The following is a 22211-nucleotide window of genomic DNA, read 5'->3' as shown; positions in this document are numbered from 1 at the left end:
GGAAGCGGCGCGGCAAAGGAACCGTCCTTTCGCACGCGCTTGCCGAGGGGCGGATTATAGGATAGGGGGGTATGCTATGCATATCGTGGCTGACAGAGACAAGTTGCTGGCGCGGGTGCGCCGTATCGCAGGGCAGGTCGCGGCGGTGGAGCGGCAATTGACAGGCGACGCAGGGTGTTCAGAAACCCTGCAACTGGTCGCCTCCGTCCGGGGTGCGGTTGGCAGCCTGATGGAGGAACTGATCGAACAGCATATGCGCGAACATGTCGCCCGCCCCGGTCTGTCCGATGAAGCCCGCGCCGCGGCAAGCGACGAAATGCTGGCCCTTATCCGACGCTATGGGAAATGACGATGCACGACCATCACCACCATGCCCATGATCGTGACCATGCGCCGGAATATGATTCGACTGTCCACATCGCTGTCTCGGACGAAGGCGAGGAACGCCACTATTTCGACCATGTCTACCTTACGGACGGGCATGACCGGAACGAGCGGCGGACGATCTGGGTCCTGTGGTTGACCGCAGCGACCATGGTGGTCGAAATCGCGTTCGGCTGGCTTAGCGGGTCGATGGCGCTACTCGCCGACGGCTTCCACATGGCGACCCATGCCGGGGCCATGGGTGTCGCCGCAGCCGCGTATCGCTACGCCCGAAAGCACGCACGCAGCGCCCGCTATACCTTCGGGACCGGCAAGGTCGGCGATCTGGCGGGCTTTGCGTCGGCGCTGGTGCTGGCGATCACTTCCATCCTGATCGCAATCGAATCCGGCACCCGCCTGTTCCAGCCTGTGACCGTCGCGTTCGGCGAAGCGGCGCTGGTCGCCGTCATCGGCCTGCTCGTCAACATCGCCAGCGCTTTCATGCTGGGACACGATCACAGCCACGACCATGGCGACGGGCACGCGCACGACCATGCCGACAACAATCTGCGCGCCGCCTACATCCATGTGCTGACCGATGCGCTGACGTCCGTGCTGGCGATCGCGGCGCTGGCGGCGGGTTATTATTTCGGCTGGTGGTGGATGGACCCGGCGGTCGGCCTGCTCGGCTCCATCGTGATCGGGAAATGGGCGTGGGACCTCATGAAAGACACGTCCGCCATCCTGCTCGACGCAGCGGAACCCGCGCTGACGGCACGGATCAAGGTCGAGGTGGAGGCGCTGGGCGGCTCGATTCGCGACCTGCATGTCTGGCGTATCGGCCCCCACGCCCACGCAGCCATCGTCAGCCTCGCTGCCGGAGCGGACGATGCCGCGATCCGGCAGCGGATCGGCGCGCTGCCCCGCATGGCGCACGTCACCGTGGAATGCCACCAGGACGCTAAGGCCGCTCGTCCCACCGCAGCAGTCTGACCGCGCCGCCCTCCACCGTCAGCTCGCCCCAGGCCCCGGTTCGCAGCTTGAGGCTCGTTGTCGGCAGGCCCGCCGCGATCGGGGCGAAACGGGCGGCTCCGTTGCTCGTCACCAGCAAGTCGACGCCCTCGTCCGTTTCCCCGAAAAAGGCGCGCCAGCCCGCAATCCGTGCGTCCGCGTCCACTGCCCAGCCGGGCGGCGCGATACCGCGTTCGTCCCAGTCGGCGATGGCCTGCGGCCCCAGCCGGGCGACGACCTCCGCCTCCGGCTTTCCCTCGTCGGGGCCATGGTCGATTTCCGAAAGCCAGTCGCGAATGCCGTCGATCCCGTGTCCGGTCGCGTCCGCAATCGCCTGCGCCGTCTGTCGCGCGCGGAGAAGAGGGCTGGAAAGCAGCCGCGTGACGGCGAACGGGCGCGCCGCGAACCACGCCCCCAGGGCCTGCGCCTGCCGATGGCCGCTTTCGACCAGGGGGATGTCGGTGCGGCGACCGATGCGACAGGCCTGCGCGCTGCTGGCGAAGGTGTTGCCGTGACGGATGACGAAGATGCGGCGCATCAGAGCGGCGGCGTCGGATCGCCATGGCGCGCGATCAGGGCTTCGACCCGCGCGATATCGGCTTCGGTATCGATCCCGCTGCTGTCGAACGACGGTGGATCGACCGCCACCGTCGTCACCGGTAAGCCGAGTTCGAGCAGGCGCAATTGCTCCAGCCCCTCCAGCTGTTCCAGCGCGGTTGGCGGGCAATCCTCGAACCGGCGCAGCGCGTCGAGGCTGTAGCCATAGAGGCCGACATGCCGCCACACCGGCGACAGCGGCTGCGTCACCCGCAGCCTGTCCTCATCGCGAATTGCGGGGATGATCGTCTTGGAAAACCAGTAGGCCCGCCCGTCCGGCGCGCGCGCGCAAGTGGTGCCGCTGAACGGCGAGCGCGTCTTATGATCGCGCAACGCATCGAGCGCGGCCCAGTCGAGCGCGATGACAGGCGTCGCCACCTGCGCTCCGGTTCGCAGAGCCGCGATCACCGCCGCCAGAGCGCCCTGCGGCTGGAAGGGCGAATCCCCCTGAAGGTTGACGATGAGTTCTGGCAGCGCGGGCTGCGCCAGCGCGGCGGCAAGGGCGCGACCCGATCCCGTCGCAATGGCGCTGTCCGTCATCACCGCTTCGCACCCCGCAGCGCGCGCGTGATCGGCGATGGCGTCGTCATCGGTCGCGACGACCAGCGACACGTCGGACTGCACCCCGATAGCCGACCGCGCCATCGCGACGGTGCGGTGAAGCAGCGTCCGCCCGGCGATCAGGCGAAGCGGCTTGCGCGGCAGGCGGGACGATCCCGCCCGCGCGGGAATGACGACGAGAAGGCTCAGGCGACCCCGGCGTGCAGCAGGTCGTGCATATGCAACGCGCCCACCAGAGCGCCATTTTCACACACGAAGAGCAGCGTGATGTTCCGCTCATGCATCAGGCGGAGCGCTTCGGACGCCAGCTCATCGGGGGCGACCGCCAGCGGCATCTTCGTCATGAAGCGACCCACGGCTTCGGTCAGATTCTGCTTACCGGTGACTGCACGGCGCAGGTCGCCGTCGGTAAATGCGCCGATCAGGCGACCGTTGCGATCCACCACCGCCGTGCCGCCTACCCGCGCGCGCGTCATTTCGATGGTGGCGTCGAGCAGCGTGGCGTCTTCGCGTACCATCGGCACATCGTTGCCGGTCGCCATCAGTTCGGCGATCTTGATCAACTGGGCGCCCAGACGGCCATTGGGATGAAATTTGTGGAAGTCGTCCGCGGAAAAACCGCGCATCTCCATCAGCGAGATCGCCAGCGCATCGCCGAACGCCATCTGCACCGTGGTCGATGTCGTCGGTGCGAGTAGGTTGGGGCAGGATTCCTCGACTTCGGGCATCAACATGCAGTGATCGGCGGCCTGCGCGACCGTGCTTTGCGCGCGGGCTGTCATAGCCGCGAGCGGAATGCCGAAGCGTTTGCAATATTGGATGATCGGTCCGAGTTCGGTCGATTCGCCCGAATGCGACAGCATCAGCACCACATCGTCAGGCGTAATCATGCCCAGGTCGCCGTGCCCCGCATCGGCGGGATGCAGGAAGATGGCGGGCGTGCCGGTGGATGTCAGCGTCGCGGTCATCTTGCGCGCGACGATGCCGCTCTTGCCGATGCCGGTCACGATCACCCGGCCCCGCACCTGCATGATGACGCCGACGACACGAAGGAAAGTGGTGGAAAAATCCCGATCCTCGAACCGGGCCTCAAGCGCGGCCAGCCCCGTCGCGGCGATGGACAGACTGCGGCAGGCGCTTTGCACGATACGGCCACCCGATCCGAACGGAACGACCTTTGAAACTGATGTCGACACAGCTTAGCCCTTTTTTCCGCTTTCTTTCCGACAATTCGGTCCGATTGCGGCGACGATCCATCGCATTCGATGCGTCGTCCTCTTTCCGTTGCGCGACCCCCCGACCGGTCCCAACCAGCCTGCTCTTTGGCTTACGCCCTTTCCACGCCCAAAGGCAATCTGTTTTGCAACTGCGAAATCACTTTTGTCGATTGCCAAGAAATGTTTTGAAATAAAGGGGTTAAGCCGGTCGAAGGACGGGACGAAAGGTGGAACAATTTCTTCCCTATGGCAAGAATGTCACGGTTCATTCGGCTCCGGATATGCTTCCATCGCGCAAACTCGCGGGATTTAGCCTTTCCCTAATCTTTCCCGTCTAACGCGGACGCATGGATATGGCTTCCCATCCCACGCTGCCGCGTCGCGGTGCGCCGGCGGCTGCGCAATGGCAGGCGCTGGCGGCTTCGGCGGCGGAGGCCAATGCGTTCTATGCGCCCGATATGTTGATCCCGGCCCTGACGCATCTGGCGCGGGGCGACGACGTGCATGTGATCGAAGCATGGGCGGAAGATCGACTGATCGGGCTGCTGCCCATCAACATTCGACCGCGCCATGGCCGACTGCCCCTTCCCTGCATCGGCAACTGGATGCATCCGCATTGTTTCTTCGGCACGCCCATTGTGCTGGCGGGGCGCGAGCGGGAGGCGTGGACGATGTTTTTCGACCGGCTCGATGCCGCGCCATGGGCCAGAGGGTTCCTGCATCTCGAAAGCATCGACGCCGCCGGTCCCAATGCCGCCGCCATCGAAGCGGTGTGCGTCGCGCAAGGGCGCGGACGGCAGGAAATCCACCGCTACGAGCGCGCGATGCTGCGGTCGGACCTCGACGCCGACGCCTATTGGGAAGCGCAGGTCCGGTCGAAGAAGCGCAAGGAATTGCGCCGCCTGCAAAAGCGGTTGGCGGATATGGGCACGGTGACGACACGCCTGCTGGAAGACGCGGCGGATCTCCCGGAATGGTGTGAGGCGTTCCTGACGCTGGAGGCTGCCGGATGGAAGGGCGCGAACGGGACCGCCATGGCCGACCGTGCCGATCATGCCGCCTTTTTCCGCGATGCCTGCGCCGCCGCCTTTGCTGGGGAACGGTTGCACATGCTGCGCATGGACCTTGACGGCCAACCCGTCGCCATGCTTGTCAATTTCCGCCATCTCGACGGCGCGTTCTCCTTCAAGATCGCGTTCGACGAAGCGCTGGGCCGCTTTTCGCCCGGTGTCCTGATCGAAATCGCCAATCTCCACGCGGTGCAGGGCGATCCCGAAATCGCGTGGATGGACAGTTGCGCCGCGCCCGATCATCCGATGATCGACAGCCTCTGGGCGGAACGCCGGACCATCGTGCAATATCGCATCGCGCTGCGCGGCCGGGGATGGTCCGGCCTACGCCGCCGGATCGCCTTTTTCATCGCCGACCATGCCGAAACCCTTGCCCGTAAATTGAAAGGATTGCGATGACCGTGCATCGCCCGATCGCCCCGGCAACCCACGCGACCTTTCCGCCCGCCGCCCGTTCGCTCTTCGCGCAGGCCTATCCTGACGAGGCGGTCAAGCTGACCCATGAGATGGCGGGTCATCCGTTGCTGACGCTAAACGCGCTCGCGGCGCTGGCCGAACGGATGCCGCCCCAAAGCGTCGAATATAATCTGGGCCGGCTGCCGCTGGGCGTGCGTGCCGAAGACACGCCGTCCAACGGACTGACGCTGGGCGAAACCATCCGCACCATAGACAGCAACGGCAGCTGGGCCGTGCTCAAATATGTCGAGCGCGATCCGGCCTATGGCGCTTTGCTCGACGACGCGCTGGCGGAATTGGCGCCCATCGTCGCGGACCGGACCGGACCGATGCTGCATCGGGAAGCCTTCATCTTCCTCTCCTCCCCCGGCAGCGTCACGCCGTTCCACATGGACCCGGAACATAATATCCTGCTTCAGATCATGGGCACCAAGACGATGACCGTCTTTCCCGCCCGCGACGAGGAACTGGTGCCCGCCCAAAAGAGCGAGGATTTCCACGGCGGCGGGCATCGCAACCTCGCCTGGCAGGACGGGTTCAAGGCACGCGGCACAGCGGTGACGCTGATGCCGGGCGAGGCGATCCATGTGCCGGTGAAAGCTCCGCATTTCGTCGAGAACGGTCCCACCGTGTCGGTCAGCCTGTCCATCACATGGCGGTCGGAACGCAGCGTGGCGGAGGGGGAATTGCACGGCTTCAACGCTCTGCTGCGCAAGCGCGGACTGCCCGTGGGCGCGGTTAACGCCATGCCGGAGCGTCAGAGGCTACGCCGCCTCGCCTACCGCATCATGCGGAAGCTGGGCGTTTGAGCATCCGGCGCAACAGCGCCTCGGCTTCCAGCCGGGGACTGAACCGTTCGAGCACCCACCATTCGAGCACATCCTCGCAGGTCGAGAGGCTCTGTTTATACCGATCCTTCCCCGCCAGAAGCGAATAGCGGGCCAGACCGCGGTCGGCATAATGCCCGACCGCCGCCGCGTGACATAGAAGTCCCGGCTTGTCCTTCGCACCCAACGGTTCGGCAAAGGCGGACTGGTAATTCATCGCAACGCCGCCGTGGACGAAATTGACGAGCAGGCCGACGACGCCTTGCGGATCGACGAACCGGAGCAGCTCGACAGACCCGTCCGCAATTCCGCGCGCGCAGAGCGTCGCGACGAAACCGCGAAAAGCCATATCGTCCCATGCATTGTCCGCATGGCGACCCGCGTTCAGCGCCGCCATCGCGTCAAGCCAGGGCGCGACCAGATCGAGCGTGGCGCGCTCGACCTGCGGCAAGGCGCCACCGCGATCCTTCATCGCGCGGCGAATCTGGCTGCGCGTATTCGCGCTGACCAGCGAGAGATAGTCGCCGTCCGCTCCGCGCACGGCGTCGAGGTCGACCTGATAGACAGGCGAGCTATCGACACGCACCCGACGCCGTGCGGGAAGGTCGAGCAGGGCAGAGCCCGGCACGACCCCACTTATGCGAATGACGCGCCAGTCCTTTCGGCGGGATAACGCATCGATCGCTGCGGCATGGGCCCGCGCCTCCTGCCCCCGTTCCATGAGCAGGCCGTTATATTCGACATAAGGCCGATCCGCCGCCGTTTCGCCCGACTGGTTGAGGCTGATCGTAGCGACCCGCCCCAATGGGCGCGATTGCATGGCATGGCCAACCAGCGCTAGCGCGACGTCCCGGCCCTCCCCATCGGTCACGGCGAGCAGATCCGGTTGCACGGCATAGCTGTCGAGCCAGGCAGCCACCCAGGTCCAGCGCAGAAAGAAGGATGCGTCGCTCCGCGCTTCGAGCGCCTGCCAGCGCTGTGCCAGCGTTGCCCGGTCGGGCCGCGAAAAGCCTGCGGAAAATGCCATCGCCCTCCCTTGTGGCAGAGCGGGCGGCACGGTCAAGCGCGGTTCAGGGAGCGATCCGCTGCGCGGGATCGACCGACCCGTCGGGGCGCACCCCTGCCCTTGCGAGATCGCGACCGATACGCCGTGTCAGAAACCGCTGCCACATGACGAAATCCGCGCGCAACGACCAGAGCGGGTAGCGGAAGGTCGCGGGCCTGTTACGCTCGATCAGGCCGTGCGCCGCCCATGCGAAGCCGTAGCCTGCCACGGGTAGCGCCGCCAGCATCCAGCGCTGCCTGGCGAACGGCGCAGCCGCCAGCAGCGCCACGACGATGCTGGTCCCGGCATAATGCATCGCCCGCGTGCCGGGACGGGCATGTTCCTGAAGATAATAAGGCCAGAAATCGCGAAAGCGGCGCAGACGGGTCACGGCATCCTCTCAATCCTTGCCCTGCCGTAATCGCTGCTGTGTGGCTTTTTAAGCGGCGTGCGACCGACCGTGCGCCCTGTCGGGGGCATAGAGGAAATAGTCGTAGGCGGCACGCGTCGCTTCGGCGATGATGCGGTCGCGTGAAGTATGGCCGCGGCTGTCCTTCATAACGAATACGGCAATCGCGAATCGACGCCCATCGGGCAGCCGGACGACCCCCACATCGTTGCCGATGCCGTTCATCGACCCGGTCTTGTGAGCGACGGCGGTGCCGGGCGGCAACATACCGGGAATGCGCGCCTTTCCGGTTTCGCAATGGCCCATGATGGCGAAAAGCCGCTGCGTGCTGTCCGCCGAAAGCGCGCGCCCGCTGTCGTAAGCCGTCAATAGATCGAGCATCGCCGTGGGCGTCGATGTATCGCGCGGGTCGATGACGAAGGCAGGGTTGGGCAGGTCCCGCGCATCGCGCACCGCGATTTGCGGATCGGCGCGGCGCGCCGCCTCCACATTCGCGCGGAAGCTGCCCGATTGCGGATTGATGCCCATCGCACGGTAGAGGAGGTGCGCGGTGTCGCTGTCCACTTCCAGCCCCTTGATGCCGAGGCCCGTGACGAAAGCGGTGACCGCCTGCGGCCCACCCCCGCGCGCGACCAGCACGTCGGTGGCGTTGTTGTCGCTCTTGGTCAGCATGAGTTCCAGCAATCGCTGGACCGGCAGTGTCGCGCCGGGGCGGGAGAACATCCATGCGATCCCCCCCTCGCTCGCCAGGGCGGGGTCAAGTGCCAGTTGGTCATCGATCCGCAGTTTCCCAGCATCGATCAGTGCAAAGATGCGCCCGGCGACCGCAACCTTGTAAGCGCTCGCCATAGGGAAAAGCGTGTCGCCGTTCAGCGCCTGCGTTTCCCCGGTTTGAAGATCGCGCACGCCGATGCCGACCGTTCCATCGGACAACGCCGCAAACCGCGCGAATTCGCCCAGCAGCTTCGCCTCGGCCGATTGCTGGATCGGGGGCCGGGGCGGCGGCCCGAAGGCGTCGGCGGATGGGAGCGGAGCGAGGAACAGGCCAAGTGCAGCGAGCATGGCGGCGGGACGAAGAGGGAGCATCCGCCGCTTCTTGCGGATCGGGACACGCTTCGCAAGCCCCGTTGACAGCAGTTCGCGCCGCGGTCCATCTGTCGGTCATGACCGACATGATCAGGCTGCACGAAAGCTGGCGCACGCCGCTGGCCGCGCAATTTTCCGCCCCTCATATGCAAGGCCTGAAACGCTTCCTCGAAGCGGAAAAGGCAGCGGGCAAGCGCATCTTTCCCAAGGGTCGCGATTATTTCCGCGCGCTCGACCTGACGCCGCTGGACCGGGTGCGGGTCGTGATCCTGGGGCAGGACCCGTATCATGGCGAGGGGCAGGCGCATGGCCTTTGCTTTTCGGTGCAGCCGGGCGTGCGCACGCCGCCGTCTCTGGTCAACATCTACAAGGAAATGCAGTCCGACCTCGGCATCGCGCCGGTCAGGCACGGCTTCCTCGAATATTGGGCGCGACAGGGCGTGCTGCTGCTCAACAATGTGCTCACGGTGGAAATGGGCCGTGCCGCCTCCCATCAGGGCAAGGGGTGGGAACCGTTCACCGACGCTATCGTGCGGCTCGTCGCGGATAAACCGGAGCCTGTGGTCTTCATGCTGTGGGGTGCCCATGCCCAGCGCAAGGCGGGATTCGTCGACAAGGACCGCCATCTGGTGATCCGGTCGGCGCACCCGTCCCCGCTGTCGGCGCACAACGGATTCCTTGGATCGCGGCCTTTTTCGCGCGCCAATGCCTTTCTGGAGGCGCACGGTCGAGGGACGATCGACTGGGCACTGCCGCCGGTGCCGGAGGCAAGCCCGAGCGCATCGTGACATGTTTCGACCGCGTTGCGTAACGATCCTGAACGAAGGATAACATTGCGGTTCAGCTTCGGCGCATCATGGGAACGGCATAACGCTCCTCACAGTTTTCAGATTTTGCATGTTCTGGAGGAGAAGATCATGATGATTCGCAAAGCCATTCTGGCCACCGCCCTTGCCGCTGCCACCGCGACGGCTTTCGTCCCCTCGACCTCTTTCGCGCGCGACCATCATCGCTACGACCGCTATGATCGGTACGAGCGCCGGGCGGATTACCGCGACGACCGCCGCTATCGTTGCCGCAAGGGCAGCGGCACGACCGGCCTGCTGGTGGGCGGTGTGGCAGGTGCCCTGCTGGGCCGCGCAGTCGATACGCGAGGCGACCGTGCACCGGGCACGATCATCGGCGCGGGTGCCGGTGCGCTCGCAGGCCGCGCCATCGACCGCAATTCGAAGTGCTGATCCGTCAGCGTCGATCATCGAGGAAGGGCTCGCCATCCGGCGGGCCCTTTTTCATGTGACGGCAAAAATATGGGCCCGGTCCCGCTGACGCGGGCCGGGCCTCATTCCCTCTCCAAACTTGACCGCAGCCGATCAGCCGTCGTAGTCGCCGCCGATATTCTGGTTACGCGGCGGCGCAGCGGCGGTCAGGCGCAGAGCCTCCGCCGACTGGGCGAGCGAACCGATCTCGTCCGGCGTGTCGTCGTCATCGACCTGCACCTTCTGAAGCGAACCGACGAGCGAATCGTGCAGTTCGTCAGGCAGAACGGTTTCTTCCGCAATCTCACGCAAGGCAACGACAGGGTTCTTGTCGCGATCGCGATCCAGCGTCAGCTCAGCGCCGCCGGAAATTTCCCTGGCGCGCTGCGCTGCAAGCAGAACGAGATCGAAACGGTTGGTAACCTTGTCGACGCAATCTTCGACGGTAACGCGGGCCAAACAGGGCCTCCTGCAAACAACGAATGGAAATCGTGAACCGGGCGCCTAGCAGTCGGTTGTCCCGGTGTCAAGAAAAGGCCATGAGGGCCAGCCAGGAGCACGAGGGAGTTCGATGGCGACGGTAAGACCCGAAAGGGATTGCGGGGAACATGATGTCGTGGAGGCCACGATCTGCGACAACCGCCTGCGCCTGCTGACGCGCGGCTCCGCCCTGCGCGAAGCGCTGCTGGGCTTGATCGCAGGCGCACGGCACAGCCTCAAGCTCTATTACTATATCTTTGCCGCGGACGAGAGTGGGACGCTGGTTCGCGACGCGCTGGTCGCAGCAAGGAGGCGCGGGGTCGCGGTCACTTTGATGGTCGACGCGTTCGGTTCGGGCAGCACGCCCGACGCATTTTTTGCGCACCTCGTCGACGCAGGCGGGCATTTCGGACGGTTCGGCACCCGGCGGTCGACCCGCTACCTGATCCGCAATCACCAGAAAATGGCCATTGCCGACGACGTGCGACTGATGATCGGCGGCTTCAACGTGGAGGACGGCTATTTCGGCATTCCGGCGGAGGATTGCTGGCGCGACGTCGGACTGCTGATCGAAGGCAGGAGCGTCGACGCGATGGTAAGCTGGTATGGCCAGTTGTGGCGATGGACCGAAACGCGCAAGCAGCGCTTCCGCACGTTGCGGCAGATGATACGCCATTGGCGGGGCCCACGGGGCGCTCATTCACGCGATGCGTTGCGCTGGTTGATCGGTGGACCGACGCGGCGGTTCAGCCCCTGGGCGACGGTGGTGAAGCACGATCTGGAACGGGCACGCCGGGTGGACATGGTCGCCGCCTATTTTTCGCCGGGGCGCGGGATGTTGAAGCGGATCGCACGGGCAGCGCTGCGGGACGGCGCCCGGCTGATCCTGCCGGCACGGTCCGACAATGGGGCGACGGTCGCTGCGGCACGTCTGCTTTACGGTCCGCTGCTCAAGCGGGGCGTCGAGATTCTCGAATATCAGCCTTGCAAGCTGCATATGAAATTGATCGTGATCGACGATGCCGTGTTCGTGGGATCGGCCAATTTCGACATGCGCAGCCTGTTCCTCAATCTGGAGATTATGCTGCGGATCGAGGATGCGGGGTTTGCCGCGCAGGTCCGCCGCTTCATCGATGGGGAAGCGGGGGACAGTCGGGCCATCAGCCTGACGGATCATCGCGCCAACCGGTCGGTGCTGACGTTGGCCAAGCAATGGATCAGCTATCTGCTGGTCGGCGTGCTCGACTATACCGTCACGCGGCGGCTCAATTTCCGCGATCCCGACGCGGACTGAGGAGAGCGCGAGCGCCCTCCCCCATCGTCTTTATCCATGGGTCGCGTTGCGGAACATCACGATTGCGATGACAACGAGATAGACACCAAAGATCTTTTTGAGCGGACCGGCAGGCAGGCTGTGCGCCGCCGCAACGCCCAGCGGAGCGGTCAGCATAGACATCGAAGCTATGGCGATCGTGGCAGGTACGTTGATGTAGCCCAACGACCCCCAGGGCAGGCCCGTTTCCTTGAAGCCGATGATGGCAAAGCCGATGGTCGTGGGGATGGCGATCAGCGTCCCGATACCCGATGCGGTCGCAATGGCGCGATGGATGGTGCGACCGCACAGGGTCATTACCATGATCGCAATCGTGCCGCCGCCGATGCCCAACAGCGAGGAAAAGGTTCCCAGCCCGCCGGCGATTCCCATGCGCACGAGGCCCGAGGGCATGGTGTCGCTCACCACCTTGCTGCTCACATTGGGAAGCAGGAAATTCAGGGACATGAGGGCCACGCCCACCGCAAAGATCATTTTGAGCACGTTGCCGTTGACGTGCCCTGCCAGCAACACGCCCGCACCGCAGCCCAGCACGATCCAGGGCGCCCAGCTCTTGAGCACTTCGAACTCCACCGCCCCGCGCTTGGCATGCGCCAGGAGCGAGCGGATGGATGTGACGATGATCGTAGCAGCAGAGGTGCCGATCGCGACATGCGCGATGGCGTCGTGCGTTCCGCCCAGCAGCGGCAGAACCACCAGCAGCGCGGGCACGACGACGAATCCACCCCCGATACCGAAAACACCGGCGGCGAAGCCGGCCACCAGCCCGGCCACCAGCATCGAGACGAGCGGCACCAGCCAGGTCATGACATCGCCGTGCATCACCGCGCTCCCTTTTGCCTGGTGCGCTCGTCGCGCAGGTTGCGGCCCTTGCCCTGACGAATCAAAGCGGCGAATGTCAGAATGTCGACCATGACGTGCGTACCATGCCCCTCTTCGGCGAAACCAGATGGAAGAAGCATGGCCATGCCTCTTTCATCCCGCTCAACGAAGCAGACGGCAGAACCCGCACCCTCCTGCCCCGCGCGGTAGACAGAAAACGGAAAAGATCGACCCGCAGGACAACGCAAAACGGCGCCGCCCCGCCAGGGACGACGCCGTCATGTGGCGCGGCCTACAGGGATGCCGCGTCAGGCGATGGCTTGGTCCACCGGGGTGTAAGGAAGCCCCAGATCTTCGGCAACCGCCTGATAAGTAACCTTTCCGTCCCACACATTCAGGCCCGCGCGCAAATGCGAGTCGCGGCGCAGCGCTTCCTTCCAGCCCAGTTCCGCGATTCGCAGGGCATGGGGCAGCGTGACGTTGTTGAGGGCATAGGTGCTGGTGCGGGCCACCGCGCCAGGCATGTTGGCGACGCAATAATGCACGACCCCCTCGACCACATAAGTGGGCTCGGCATGGGTGGTCGCGCGGCTCGTTTCGAAACAGCCGCCCTGATCGATCGCCACGTCGACGAGCACAGCGCCCTTCTTCATGGTCTTGAGCATGTCGGCAGTGACGAGCTTGGGCGCGGCGGCGCCGGGGATCAGCACCGCGCCGATGACGAGATCGGCTTCGGCCACGCATTCGGCCAGGTTCGCCTTGTTGGAAAAGCGCGTCTTGGCGCGCGCCTCGAAATACGTGCCCAGCTTTTCGAGCACTTCGGGGCTGCGGTCGAGAATGGTCACGTCCGCACCGAGACCGGCGGCCATTTGCGCCGCGTTGAAGCCGACGACGCCGCCGCCGATAACGGCGACCTTGGCGGGCAGAACGCCCGGCACGCCGCCCAGCAACACGCCGCGACCGCCGTGCGCTTTTTCGAGCGCGGTGGCGCCCGCCTGGATGGACATGCGGCCCGCGACCTGGCTCATCGGCTTGAGCAGCGGCAGGCCACCTGTGGCGTCGGTCACCGTTTCATAGGCGATGCAGGTCGCGCCCGACTTGATGAGATCGCGGGTCTGCTCGGGATCGGGCGCGAGGTGCAGGTAGGTATAGAGAATCTGGCCGGGGCGCAGCATGGCGCGCTCCTGCGGCTGAGGCTCCTTCACCTTCACGATCATCTCGGCGGCGGCAAAGATGTCAGCGGCGGTGGCGACGATTTCCGCCCCAGCCTTGACATAAAGGTCGTCGCCCGCCCCGATGCCCTCGCCCGCACCGGTTTCTACCAGCACGCGATGGCCGTGCGCGGTCAATTCGTGCACGCTTTCCGGCGTCAAGCCGACGCGATATTCGTGATTCTTGATTTCCTTGACGGTGCCTACAATCATCCTCGGGCCTCCAGCTAGATTTGGCGCATTCGCGCCTTGCGGGCGGGATCATAGCGCAACAGGGGAAACGAATGTTCCCTAACTAAGCCCCTATTTAATGCCTGATCGGGATGCTATCCCGCCGAATATTCGAATTTCGGGACAGGATGGAATGGATCGTTTGGACATTGCCTTGCTGGAAGCGCTCCAGTCGGATTCGCGACGCTCGATGGCGGAACTGGGCGACCGGATCGGCCTTTCCTCCTCGGCATGTCATCGCAGGATCAAGGCGCTGGAGGAGGCAGGCGTGATCGCGGGATATGCCGCGCGGCTCGACGCCACGGCGCTCGGCCTTTCGCTTCACGCGTTCGTCGAAATCTCGCTCACCAGCCAGAGCCGCGAAACCATGGACAGGTTCGAGGGGGCGGTGGCGGATTTCCCCGAAATCCTCGAATGCCACCTGATGGCAGGACAAGCGGACTATCTGCTACGCGTTGCGGCTGCGGATCTCAACGGCTTCGATACGATCCACCGGGATTGCCTGGCGCGCCTCCCCGGCGTGTCGGCGATCCGCACCAGCTTTGCGATCCGGCGCATTCGCGACTGGCAGGGTTACCGATTGCGGGGACTTTAAGCGCCCTAAGGGGCTACGCGGATCGGCACCGGTGCGTTGCACAGGTCCACGCCGCCTGCCGGGCGAATGTAGAAATCATCCTTCCGATTGGCACGTAGGCGCAAATAGGCGGCAAAGCTGGCGGAGCCGACATCCATCACCTCGAACCGGGGGCGCTCCTTTGCCGGAAGCTCACTCGCCAGCCTGACCGACAGGATCGGCACCCGGTGTTCCTGCGCCGTGTAGAAGCCGAGATCGCCCGATCCGCGCGGCAGGCTGGAGAGATGCGCCATCCCGTCGATCACGCGCCCCACCACCGCGATATTGCGATCGAGCTGGCGCGGGGCCTGGCCGACGACAGCGTAAAGCTCCGCCCCCGTTCCGGCATCCGGCGCCATGTTTCGACCGACACCGACATAGCCATAGCAATGCGGCAACCACGCCGCGTCGCTGTTCATGGCCACCGGCCACCCCCCGACATAACCGGTGGAGGGCGCGTAGGGATCGACGCTGGTGGCAGGCGTCACCGCGAGACGCTTGTTGGCGAGGGCCACCGTATAGTCGGCTTCGCCGGTAGGCGCGAGCCCCTTGGGCAAAGGTTTCTTTTCGGTGGAGTCGCCCCATTGGACGACATAATTGTCCTGCACTCGGTTGATGCTGGTCCCGTCCCACCAGTGCGCCTGCGCCAACGTGCGGATGTTGGCGACGTGGTGCGGCGCGAAGCCGGGCGCGAGCTGGATGACGACGCGCTTTTCGCCTTTGATCGTCATGACCAGCAATTCGTCGGCTGGAATGGTGCGCCATGCCGCCGATGGCGCGGCCGCGACTACGGCAGAGGGTGTCGCGGGCGCATCCTGCGCCTGCGCGGGGGCAACGACGAGCGCCGCAAGAGCGGCGAGGCGAGAGACCTGGTTCATCGCTCCAAAAGACAGGGGCGGCGCTCCGCTGTAAAGCCCCTCCGGATCAGATATTCCCCTGGTCCTCCTCAGGCACGTCATCGTCCGGTCCGTAATAGAGGCGCGCGCAGTCCTCCTTCAGGCATCCGCCTTCGATCACGATATCGTCGCGGTAGGCGTCGGCGATGAAGCTCAACGTGTCGATGTGCCGATCCTCGAAGTACATTTTATGGACATCGTCGCGTCCCGCGCCATAGACGACCCGCCCGACCTTAGACCAGATCGACCCCATGGTGCACATGCCGCAGGGCTGGAGCGTCGAATAGAGTGTCGCTTCGCGCAGTTCCATGTCGCCGATGCTTTCGCAGGCCCGGCGGATCGCCATCATTTCCGCGTGAGCGGTCGCATCGGGAAGCTCTTGCGTCTGGTTGCGCTCCGCCGCCAGCACCTGACCGTCGCGCACGATCACGCAGCCGAGCGGCGAAGTGGACGGATCCGATCCTTTCGAAACGGCGACATCGATCGCCATACGCATCCATTCCCGGTCGTTTTCGCTGAACATGCCATTCCCTCCGCTGCTTCAAGTACGGTTAAACACTTGAAATGATGATGTGATCCTTTTGAAGTAGGGGCGTAGTGCATTTGCCAAATCGGCAAGTAGCTGGCGAGCAATTCGTTTCGCTTTCAGTAAAGAGTTCTTAAAGCCTCCGTAAGTATACGATCCGGAGCGGAGTAAATTTTCGTTTCGTATCAAGAGGCGTAACAGTGTCGGTTCAATCTTCTTTCCTCGGCCGCCTGAGTCGCAATCAGGCGGGCAACGCGCTGGCCATCGTCGCCGCGTCGATCATCCCGGTCGTCGGGATGCTGGGCGGCGGGCTTGATATGGCGCGCATTTACCTCGTGCGGTCGCGGATGCAGCAGGCGTGCGACGCATCCGTCCTGGCCGGGCGCAAGTCGATGGTCGGCCTGACCTGGAACAGAAGCACGGACGAGGCGCAGGCACGCCGTTTCTTCCAGACCAATTTTCCTGACGGCTCGCTCGGCACCAGCCCGGTCGACCTCAATTATGCGGTGGACGACCTGGGTAACGTCACGGCCAACGCATCGACCGTGCTGCCGATGACGCTGATGCATGTGCTGGGCTTCGACAGCAAGGCAGTGGCAGTGACATGCCGGGCGGAACTGCAATTGCCCAATACGGACGTGATGTTCGTCCTGGATACGACCGGGTCGATGGCCGACACCAATCCGGGCGATTCCACCAGCAAGATCGTTTCGCTGCGCACCGCAGTGCAGAATTTCTACCAGACGCTGGAAAACGCGCGGACTTCGGGATCGGTCATCCGTTACGGATTCGTCCCTTATTCGGAGTCCGTCAATGTCGGAATGCTGCTGAAGCGCGACTGGATGGTCGATGAATGGACCTATCAGTCGCGGCGGCCCAATGGCCCTCCCGAGACAGGGACAGCAAGCTCGACTTCGAATGAAACCGTCACATATACGCCCTGGGTGCATCCAGATGGAAAGGGGAAGGCGGAAAGCATCAAGTCCTACCTGCCTCTCGAGGCGTGCGTAGCACCGGCCAACAACTTTACAAACTCGAGCAAGGTCACGGATACCCGGACCGGCACAGATTCCGATGGAAATCCCAAAACGGAGAAGGATTGGGAACGCGTAACGAATGGTAGCCAGTATAAGACCGAGGTCAAAAACGGACAGTGCATTCTGACAGAAACAAAATACACCGATTACATCACTACCCAAACTGAAACGCGTATCAAGAAAACGACAACAAGCACGTGGACGTACACAAATTATTACTGGGATTACGGCCCGATCAAATATGACGTCAGCGCGTTGAAAGGTAACCTTGCGACGGGAATGATGGCGGGCGGATCGATCACCGTGCCGGTCAACAACAACTTTCAAAATCGCACGATCACCTGGAACGGATGTATCGAGGAACGCGATACCGTGACGGGCACCAATTATGCCAACGCCCGCGATATGGATATCGATGCCGTGCCGACGACCGACCCGGCGACGCGGTGGCGCCCCGCACTTCCCCAGTTGGTGTTCGCGCGCACGTCGATGACCAGTTACAATGTCGCGCCGGTCATTCGGACGACCAGCAACTGGCAGAATGTCGGCGATTACATGTCCGGCAGCTACGCCGTATGTCCATATCGGGCATCGCGGTTGCAGACCCGCACCGCGACCGAAATTTCCAACTACCTCACCAACCTTACACCCGCCGGCAAGACCTATCACGACATCGGTCTGATCTGGGGCGGGCGTCTCATTTCGCCCACTGGTATTTTCGCTGAGGACAATTCGTTGGCGGCCAATGGCGGTTCGATCTCGCGGCACATGATATTCATGACGGACGGGCAAACCGACACCGAAGTCAACCATTACGACGCCTATGGCTTCCCTGGCCTCGATCGCCGTCGTTCGGCCGGGTTGCAGACGAAGGAGCAGCAGGACGCAACCGTCGCCGATCGAACCGCCGCGATCTGTACCGCGATCAAGGGCAAGGGGATCACGCTGTGGGTCATCGCGTTCGGCACTTCGCTCAACACGCTGCTGTCGAATTGCGCGAGCCCGGGGCGCGCTTACCAGGCCAACAACACCGCCGAACTCAACGCACGCTTCGCCGAGATCGCGACGCAGATCGCGCAACTGCGGATCACGGACTGACCCATGGCGCATCCATTATCCAGGCCCCGGCACACACTGCGCCGTGACGAACGCGGCATCTCCATCGTCGAATTCGCGTTGATATCGCCGGTGTTCCTGACGCTGCTGATGGGGGTGTTCGACATCGGGCATCAGCTCTATGCCCGTTCGGTGCTGGAAGGCGAAATGCGGCGGGCGGGGCGGTCGTCGACGCTGGAAACCGCGGTCACGGCGCGGCAGGATCAACTCGACGAAGATGTCCGCTCGCAAGTGCTGCGCGTGGCGGGACAGGGCGCAACCGTGGATTTCACGCGCAAGGCCTATCTGACCTACCAGGCCGCGCAGGCGAAGGCGGAACCGTTCATCGACGCGAACAATGACGGGTTGTGCGACAACGGCGAAAGCTTCGACGACTGGAACGGCAACGGGCGGCGCGATTTGGATGGTGCGCGTACGGGCCAGGGCAATGCGCGCGACGCCGTCGTCTACACCGCGCGACTGCGCTATCCCCGGCTATTCCCGATGGCGGGCCTTGTCGGCTGGTCCAACGATGTCGTGATCGAAGCGTCGACCGTGCTGCGTAACCAGCCCTATGGCGACCAGGCGGCCGTCGCGCTCGGGAAATGCCTGTGATACGCGCGCGCCTTCTTTCGCTCTGGCGGTCGATGTCGGGGATAGCGATGACCGAATTCGCGCTCTGCCTGCCCTTCGTCGTAATGCTGGGTACGCTGGGGATCGAATATACCCGCTACATCGTCGTCAAAAAACGCGTGTCGGACATCGCGGCGCAGATCGCAGACAACGCCTCGCGCATGGGCAATGCGTCGGTCCTGACCAACAAGCCGGTCAGCGAAGCCGAGATCAACGACCTGTTCATCGGCGCGACGATGGAAGCGGGAGATCAGATGGATTTGCCGCATAAAAGCCGCATCATCCTGTCGAGCCTGGAGATAAACGGCGACAACGGCCAGTGGATTCACTGGCAGCGCTGCTTCGGATCGAAATCCTATGCGTCCCACTACGGCGTCGAAGGCGATGGGGAAACCGGCACGGCATTCGAAGGGATGGGCCGGGCGGGATCGAAGATCATGGCGGTCAAGGGATCGGCGGTGATGTTCGTCGAAATGTCCTATAGCTATACGCCCGTCATCGGGCTTTTGCCGGTGTCGATGCAGGACATCGTCGAGGTTTCCGCCTACAATGTCCGCGACAGCCGGGACCTGAGCCAGATCTACCCGGTCACCGGCATCACGAAGTCGGCCTGCTGAGCCCCGTCAAGCGGGAGGCGGCGGCCCCAGATAGGACGGTGCGACAGGCACGGTCGCCAGCACCAGCTTTTGCAGGACGACATTGTCGTCGATGCGCCAGATGCGGATACGGTGACGCCCCGCCGACAGCGGTCCGACGTCCTGGCGTAGTTCCACGACATTGTCCGATACCGCCTTCGACCAGCGTTTCTGGGCATCCGTGTCTTCGGGACCGCCGGTCGGCTCAAGCCGCGCCTCGACGATCCGGACCGGGCCATCGTCGATGGACAAGCCCAGCTTGACGCCACTTCCACCCAACGTGTCGAGCGTCGGGGCCAGATAGAGCGTGACGCTGCCATCGCCGCCTTTCGTCAACGTGGTATCATACTCGACCCAGACGCCATCCTCTATCCCGGTCGGCGGCAATCCCTGCGGCAACGCCACCAACGCGCCTTGCGTGCGCCCCAGATGCGGGATGCGCGTCCACCGCAGCCCCTGCCCCGATCCCGTACGGGTGAAGGCAACGGCCTCGATCGCGGCAACCCCGGCGGGCGCCGGGCTTCTGGGTACGAAGCGGGGTACGATCTTTTGCCGATCCGTCGGCGTGTCGGCGCCCACGCGCACGATGCTGGGCATCGTCTGCCGCGTGGGGTCGTTCCAAGTGACGTAGCTCATGTGAACCTGCGCCATCATGCCGTCCCATTTGCCACCGTTGATGCTGTGATATTGGCGCGTCAGGTCAGCGTCGCGCGCAAAGGTCCGCTCCACCTGATCGGCGAAATAATTGGCGCGCGGGTCGTTGTCGGCCGCAAGCGCCCGGTTCCAGGCGGTGGCGTAATAGAGGCGATAAAGATTTGCCAGCGCGCAGATCGGATATTCCAGCAGTTGGAAATAGGCAGCACGCTGGTCGGCGCGCAGCCCGTCGCGAACGCGCAGCATCTGCGTTTCCAGCGCATCCCACTGCGCCACCAACTCGCCGAATTCGCCACCGTCCAGCCCTTGAGCGGTCACGCCGCCTAGCGGAAAGCTGTCCTGGTCGATCAGTTCGGGTTTGCGGCGCGCGGCATATCGGCCATAGTCGGTGACCATGCGGCCGATGGTGTCCCCATGCTCCGCCCCGAAGGTCGCCGCTGCCCACTCGCGCGGATAGGATGCAAGGCGGGCGGAGTCCATCGCCTCTGGGTTCCATGCCATCGCAAGGAAGAAGCCGAGCGGATATTCCATGGGCTTGATATCGCCCACATTGACGATCCACATCGCCCGCGCATCGCGTCGATAGGCCAGGTCCATCTGCTGCCAGACCTTTTCGACCTGGTTGGTGTTGATCCACTTGTAATTGCGCGGACCGCCGACATAGTCGAAATGATAGTAAACGCCGTAGCCGCCCTGCCGCCGGGGCGATCCGGGTGGCGGCAGGCGACGGATCTGACCCCAGTTGTCATCGGAAAACAGCAGGATGACATCGTCCGGCACCTTCATGCCCCGGTCGTAATAATCCTGAACCTCCTTGTAGAGTGCCCAGAGCTGAGGCTGCTTTTCAGCCGGGCGGCCCGTCACCTCCGCAATGATGCGCCGCTGGTCGCTGACCACGCCCTCCAGCAGTCCGATCGCGGTGCCCTCGCCCATCGCCTCGTCGCCATCGCCGCGCATGCCGACGGTCACGACCGATTCATAGCCGCGTCCATCGCCCTTCGACATCATCCGCTCGATACCGCCGCGCCAGAATGTCCGAAGATTCTCCCGGTTGCGCGCATAGTCCCACGGCCCCTGCCCGCGGTCCGGCCCACGGTGCCATTCGCTCTGCGCACGCAACATCGGCTCGTGGTGGGAATTGCCCATGACCACGCCCATGGAATCGGCCAGCGCGACATTGTTCGGGTCGTCGAGCGCGAACGCCTTGCCCCACATGGCCGGCCAGAGATAATTGCCCTTCATGCGCAACAGCAGTTCGAAGACATGCGCATACATTGCCGCGTTCACGCCGCCGAACGCCTTGCGTGCCCAGCCGCTGAGGCATGGGTCCTCGTCATTGATGAAGAAGCCGCGATAGCGCACCTTGGGCTCGTCCAGCGCGCGCGGGATCGGGAGCCTGAGGTCGCGGCGTTGCACGACGGGCACGTCGGCGAACCAATGCCAGGGCGACACGCCCATCCGCTCCGACAGATCGTAAGTGCCATAGACCGCTCCGCGACGGTCCGAGCCGATCACGAACAGTGCGTCGCGGACGCCGGGGAAGGGGTTGCGCACAACCACTCGGCGAAAGGCTTCCCAGCGGCCCTTGAGGTCATCGACGGACAGCCTGCCGTCCGCGACGAGCCGGTCGATGAGGGCGCTTTGCCCGACCACGCCGATGACGACCAGCGGTCGGCGATCCGGGTCGGGGCGATCCTTCAGCAACAGCGCGTTGCCGTCGCTGACCCTGTCGAGATCCGCCTTGAAGCTGGCAGCGACATTCTGGACTGCGGGGTCGGCGGCGGCATCGATCAGGACGTTGGCGGGGATTCCGTTTGCAACGACGGGGAAGGAGATCGCGTCGGCAGCCATGGCAACACCGGGTCGGGATGCCGCAGCGGCCAGCACGGCGGACCCTCCGAGCATCGTCCGGCGCGAAAGGCGGAACCTTCCCCCTTGGGTCATCATCTCTCTCCACATCGATGGTATCGTTACCATTTGTAGGTGAGACTGTCAGGTTGTCAATCGCTGCCCGGATGTGGCGAGCCGCCGCTATTTCTACTTGATCGGTGGACAAATGCAGATAAGGTCGAGTGCGATACCAAATTGTGCGCCCGATGACTGCCTGCTCCCCTTCCCCATTCGATCCCCTTTCCTCCCCAGCCGAA

At 64.0% G+C, this 22211-nt stretch carries 24 protein-coding genes; 11 read left to right on the top strand and 13 right to left on the bottom strand.

From position 1 onward, the window contains the following. Positions 1 to 76: 76 nt before the first annotated feature. Both DI606_RS01460 and dmeF read left to right on the top strand, forming a co-directional pair. Positions 77 to 349, top strand: coding sequence for a metal/formaldehyde-sensitive transcriptional repressor (locus DI606_RS01460; RefSeq protein ID WP_293979220.1), 273 nt, complete (start codon positions 77 to 79; stop codon positions 347 to 349). Further along, positions 346 to 1356 carry a CDF family Co(II)/Ni(II) efflux transporter DmeF gene (dmeF, locus tag DI606_RS01455; RefSeq protein WP_293979218.1) on the top strand — a complete coding sequence of 337 codons (1011 nt, stop codon included), beginning with the start codon at positions 346 to 348 and terminating at the stop codon, positions 1354 to 1356. Before DI606_RS01460 ends, dmeF begins: the two co-directional genes overlap by 4 nt. Here dmeF and DI606_RS01450 read toward each other — a convergent pair. The 3 genes from DI606_RS01450 to DI606_RS01440 are packed head-to-tail and all read right to left on the bottom strand — an operon-like array spanning position 1325 to position 3677. Next, positions 1325 to 1912 carry a histidine phosphatase family protein gene (locus tag DI606_RS01450; protein ID WP_293979216.1) on the bottom strand — a complete coding sequence of 196 codons (588 nt, stop codon included), beginning with the start codon at positions 1910 to 1912 and terminating at the stop codon, positions 1325 to 1327. The genes dmeF and DI606_RS01450 overlap by 32 nt on opposite strands. Beyond that, positions 1912 to 2721 (bottom strand): 3-deoxy-manno-octulosonate cytidylyltransferase, encoded by an 810-nt coding sequence (locus DI606_RS01445; protein ID WP_293979340.1) that lies wholly within the window; start codon positions 2719 to 2721, stop codon positions 1912 to 1914. Before DI606_RS01445 ends, DI606_RS01450 begins: the two co-directional genes overlap by 1 nt. Continuing rightward, positions 2718 to 3677 carry an SIS domain-containing protein gene (locus DI606_RS01440; RefSeq protein WP_367119449.1) on the bottom strand — a complete coding sequence of 320 codons (960 nt, stop codon included), beginning with the start codon at positions 3675 to 3677 and terminating at the stop codon, positions 2718 to 2720. The genes DI606_RS01445 and DI606_RS01440 overlap by 4 nt, the downstream gene beginning before the upstream one ends. Before the next feature lie 419 nt (positions 3678 to 4096). Between DI606_RS01440 and DI606_RS01435 the strand changes: the two genes are divergently transcribed. After that, entirely contained in the window at positions 4097 to 5218 is a 1122-nt protein-coding gene (locus DI606_RS01435) for a GNAT family N-acetyltransferase (protein WP_293979213.1), read from the top strand. Further along, positions 5215 to 6084: a cupin-like domain-containing protein gene (locus tag DI606_RS01430; RefSeq protein ID WP_293979211.1), complete on the top strand. Its 870-nt coding sequence runs from the start codon at positions 5215 to 5217 to the stop codon at positions 6082 to 6084. Before DI606_RS01435 ends, DI606_RS01430 begins: the two co-directional genes overlap by 4 nt. Here the strand turns inward: DI606_RS01430 and DI606_RS01425 are convergent. From DI606_RS01425 to DI606_RS01415, 3 genes are read right to left on the bottom strand one after another with little or no spacing between them, the layout of a single operon-like run. Continuing rightward, a complete protein-coding gene (locus tag DI606_RS01425; protein WP_293979209.1) occupies positions 6062 to 7129 on the bottom strand; it encodes a GNAT family N-acetyltransferase in 1068 nt (355 codons plus the stop codon). The two genes, DI606_RS01430 and DI606_RS01425, sit on opposite strands and share 23 nt — an antisense overlap. 43 nt (positions 7130 to 7172) lie before the next feature. Continuing rightward, entirely contained in the window at positions 7173 to 7538 is a 366-nt protein-coding gene (locus DI606_RS01420; RefSeq protein WP_293979207.1) for a DUF962 domain-containing protein, read from the bottom strand. A gap of 48 nt (positions 7539 to 7586) precedes the next feature. Further along, on the bottom strand, positions 7587 to 8642 hold the full coding sequence (locus tag DI606_RS01415; RefSeq protein ID WP_293979205.1) for a serine hydrolase: 1056 nt from the start codon (positions 8640 to 8642) through the stop codon (positions 7587 to 7589). A gap of 77 nt (positions 8643 to 8719) precedes the next feature. Between DI606_RS01415 and ung the strand changes: the two genes are divergently transcribed. Then, positions 8720 to 9430 (top strand): uracil-DNA glycosylase, encoded by a 711-nt coding sequence (gene ung, locus DI606_RS01410; RefSeq protein ID WP_293979203.1) that lies wholly within the window; start codon positions 8720 to 8722, stop codon positions 9428 to 9430. Between the two features lie 129 nt (positions 9431 to 9559). After that, positions 9560 to 9880 (top strand): glycine zipper 2TM domain-containing protein, encoded by a 321-nt coding sequence (locus tag DI606_RS01405; protein ID WP_293979202.1) that lies wholly within the window; start codon positions 9560 to 9562, stop codon positions 9878 to 9880. Between the two features lie 132 nt (positions 9881 to 10012). Here DI606_RS01405 and rpoZ read toward each other — a convergent pair whose 3' ends face one another. Beyond that, positions 10013 to 10357 carry a DNA-directed RNA polymerase subunit omega gene (gene rpoZ, locus DI606_RS01400; RefSeq protein WP_293979200.1) on the bottom strand — a complete coding sequence of 115 codons (345 nt, stop codon included), beginning with the start codon at positions 10355 to 10357 and terminating at the stop codon, positions 10013 to 10015. Between the two features lie 112 nt (positions 10358 to 10469). On the opposite strand from rpoZ, the gene DI606_RS01395 reads away from it, so the two are divergent. Continuing rightward, complete coding sequence (locus DI606_RS01395) at positions 10470 to 11672, top strand: phosphatidylserine/phosphatidylglycerophosphate/cardiolipin synthase family protein (RefSeq protein WP_293979198.1); 1203 nt, start codon at positions 10470 to 10472, stop codon at positions 11670 to 11672. Positions 11673 to 11702: 30 nt separating this feature from the next. Here the strand turns inward: DI606_RS01395 and DI606_RS01390 are convergent, their stop codons facing one another. The 3 genes from DI606_RS01390 to ald all read right to left on the bottom strand — a co-directional run bounded on the left by DI606_RS01390 (position 11703) and on the right by ald (position 13957). Continuing rightward, positions 11703 to 12533 (bottom strand): sulfite exporter TauE/SafE family protein, encoded by an 831-nt coding sequence (locus DI606_RS01390; protein WP_293979338.1) that lies wholly within the window; start codon positions 12531 to 12533, stop codon positions 11703 to 11705. Next, positions 12533 to 12679: a hypothetical protein gene (locus DI606_RS01385; RefSeq protein WP_293979196.1), complete on the bottom strand. Its 147-nt coding sequence runs from the start codon at positions 12677 to 12679 to the stop codon at positions 12533 to 12535. Before DI606_RS01385 ends, DI606_RS01390 begins: the two co-directional genes overlap by 1 nt. Before the next feature lie 162 nt (positions 12680 to 12841). Then, on the bottom strand, positions 12842 to 13957 hold the full coding sequence (gene ald, locus DI606_RS01380) for an alanine dehydrogenase (protein WP_293979195.1): 1116 nt from the start codon (positions 13955 to 13957) through the stop codon (positions 12842 to 12844). A 151-nt stretch (positions 13958 to 14108) separates the two neighbouring features. Here ald and DI606_RS01375 point away from each other — a divergent pair, with 151 nt between their 5' ends. Beyond that, positions 14109 to 14570, top strand: coding sequence for an Lrp/AsnC family transcriptional regulator (locus DI606_RS01375; RefSeq protein ID WP_293979193.1), 462 nt, complete (start codon positions 14109 to 14111; stop codon positions 14568 to 14570). Between the two features lie 5 nt (positions 14571 to 14575). On the opposite strand, the gene DI606_RS01370 is transcribed toward DI606_RS01375, so the two are convergent. Beyond that, positions 14576 to 15466, bottom strand: a complete 891-nt coding sequence (locus DI606_RS01370; protein WP_293979191.1) for a peptidylprolyl isomerase — start codon at positions 15464 to 15466, stop codon at positions 14576 to 14578. 46 nt (positions 15467 to 15512) lie between these two features. Further along, the gene (locus tag DI606_RS01365) at positions 15513 to 16007 is read right to left on the bottom strand and encodes a nucleoside deaminase (RefSeq protein WP_293979189.1); all 495 of its coding nucleotides are present in this window, start codon (positions 16005 to 16007) and stop codon (positions 15513 to 15515) included. A 203-nt stretch (positions 16008 to 16210) separates the two neighbouring features. On the opposite strand from DI606_RS01365, the gene DI606_RS01360 reads away from it, so the two are divergent. The 3 genes from DI606_RS01360 to DI606_RS01350 are packed head-to-tail and all read left to right on the top strand — an operon-like array spanning position 16211 to position 19392. Next, entirely contained in the window at positions 16211 to 18145 is a 1935-nt protein-coding gene (locus DI606_RS01360) for a TadE/TadG family type IV pilus assembly protein (protein ID WP_293979187.1), read from the top strand. A 3-nt stretch (positions 18146 to 18148) separates the two neighbouring features. Next, positions 18149 to 18757 carry a TadE/TadG family type IV pilus assembly protein gene (locus tag DI606_RS01355; protein ID WP_293979185.1) on the top strand — a complete coding sequence of 203 codons (609 nt, stop codon included), beginning with the start codon at positions 18149 to 18151 and terminating at the stop codon, positions 18755 to 18757. 47 nt (positions 18758 to 18804) lie between these two features. Next, a complete protein-coding gene (locus DI606_RS01350) occupies positions 18805 to 19392 on the top strand; it encodes a TadE/TadG family type IV pilus assembly protein (protein ID WP_293979184.1) in 588 nt (195 codons plus the stop codon). A 6-nt stretch (positions 19393 to 19398) separates the two neighbouring features. Here the strand turns inward: DI606_RS01350 and DI606_RS01345 are convergent, their stop codons facing one another. Next, positions 19399 to 22008, bottom strand: coding sequence for a glycosyl hydrolase 115 family protein (locus tag DI606_RS01345; RefSeq protein ID WP_293979183.1), 2610 nt, complete (start codon positions 22006 to 22008; stop codon positions 19399 to 19401). Positions 22009 to 22211 lie beyond the last annotated feature (203 nt).

It is taken from the genome of Sphingobium sp. (genome assembly GCF_003248505.1).
Classification (GTDB): Bacteria; Pseudomonadota; Alphaproteobacteria; order Sphingomonadales; family Sphingomonadaceae; genus Sphingobium.
This window is presented reverse-complemented; position numbering and strand designations above follow the sequence as displayed.

Coding starts and splice junctions, on each gene's coding strand:
- DI606_RS01395 (WP_293979198.1), top strand. CDS start 10,470: ATGGCGACGGTAAGACCCGAAAGGGATTGCGGGGAACATGATGTCGTG.
- DI606_RS01415 (WP_293979205.1), bottom strand. CDS start 8,642: ATGCTCCCTCTTCGTCCCGCCGCCATGCTCGCTGCACTTGGCCTGTTC.
- DI606_RS01355 (WP_293979185.1), top strand. CDS start 18,149: ATGGCGCATCCATTATCCAGGCCCCGGCACACACTGCGCCGTGACGAA.
- DI606_RS01435 (WP_293979213.1), top strand. CDS start 4,097: ATGGATATGGCTTCCCATCCCACGCTGCCGCGTCGCGGTGCGCCGGCG.
- DI606_RS01365 (WP_293979189.1), bottom strand. CDS start 16,007: ATGTTCAGCGAAAACGACCGGGAATGGATGCGTATGGCGATCGATGTC.
- DI606_RS01450 (WP_293979216.1), bottom strand. CDS start 1,912: ATGCGCCGCATCTTCGTCATCCGTCACGGCAACACCTTCGCCAGCAGC.
- DI606_RS01385 (WP_293979196.1), bottom strand. CDS start 12,679: ATGGCCATGCTTCTTCCATCTGGTTTCGCCGAAGAGGGGCATGGTACG.
- DI606_RS01375 (WP_293979193.1), top strand. CDS start 14,109: ATGGATCGTTTGGACATTGCCTTGCTGGAAGCGCTCCAGTCGGATTCG.
- DI606_RS01430 (WP_293979211.1), top strand. CDS start 5,215: ATGACCGTGCATCGCCCGATCGCCCCGGCAACCCACGCGACCTTTCCG.
- DI606_RS01405 (WP_293979202.1), top strand. CDS start 9,560: ATGATGATTCGCAAAGCCATTCTGGCCACCGCCCTTGCCGCTGCCACC.
- DI606_RS01390 (WP_293979338.1), bottom strand. CDS start 12,533: ATGCACGGCGATGTCATGACCTGGCTGGTGCCGCTCGTCTCGATGCTG.
- DI606_RS01345 (WP_293979183.1), bottom strand. CDS start 22,008: ATGACCCAAGGGGGAAGGTTCCGCCTTTCGCGCCGGACGATGCTCGGA.
- DI606_RS01460 (WP_293979220.1), top strand. CDS start 77: ATGCATATCGTGGCTGACAGAGACAAGTTGCTGGCGCGGGTGCGCCGT.
- DI606_RS01370 (WP_293979191.1), bottom strand. CDS start 15,466: ATGAACCAGGTCTCTCGCCTCGCCGCTCTTGCGGCGCTCGTCGTTGCC.
- DI606_RS01350 (WP_293979184.1), top strand. CDS start 18,805: ATGACCGAATTCGCGCTCTGCCTGCCCTTCGTCGTAATGCTGGGTACG.
- dmeF (WP_293979218.1), top strand. CDS start 346: ATGACGATGCACGACCATCACCACCATGCCCATGATCGTGACCATGCG.
- DI606_RS01425 (WP_293979209.1), bottom strand. CDS start 7,129: ATGGCATTTTCCGCAGGCTTTTCGCGGCCCGACCGGGCAACGCTGGCA.
- ald (WP_293979195.1), bottom strand. CDS start 13,957: ATGATTGTAGGCACCGTCAAGGAAATCAAGAATCACGAATATCGCGTC.
- ung (WP_293979203.1), top strand. CDS start 8,720: ATGACCGACATGATCAGGCTGCACGAAAGCTGGCGCACGCCGCTGGCC.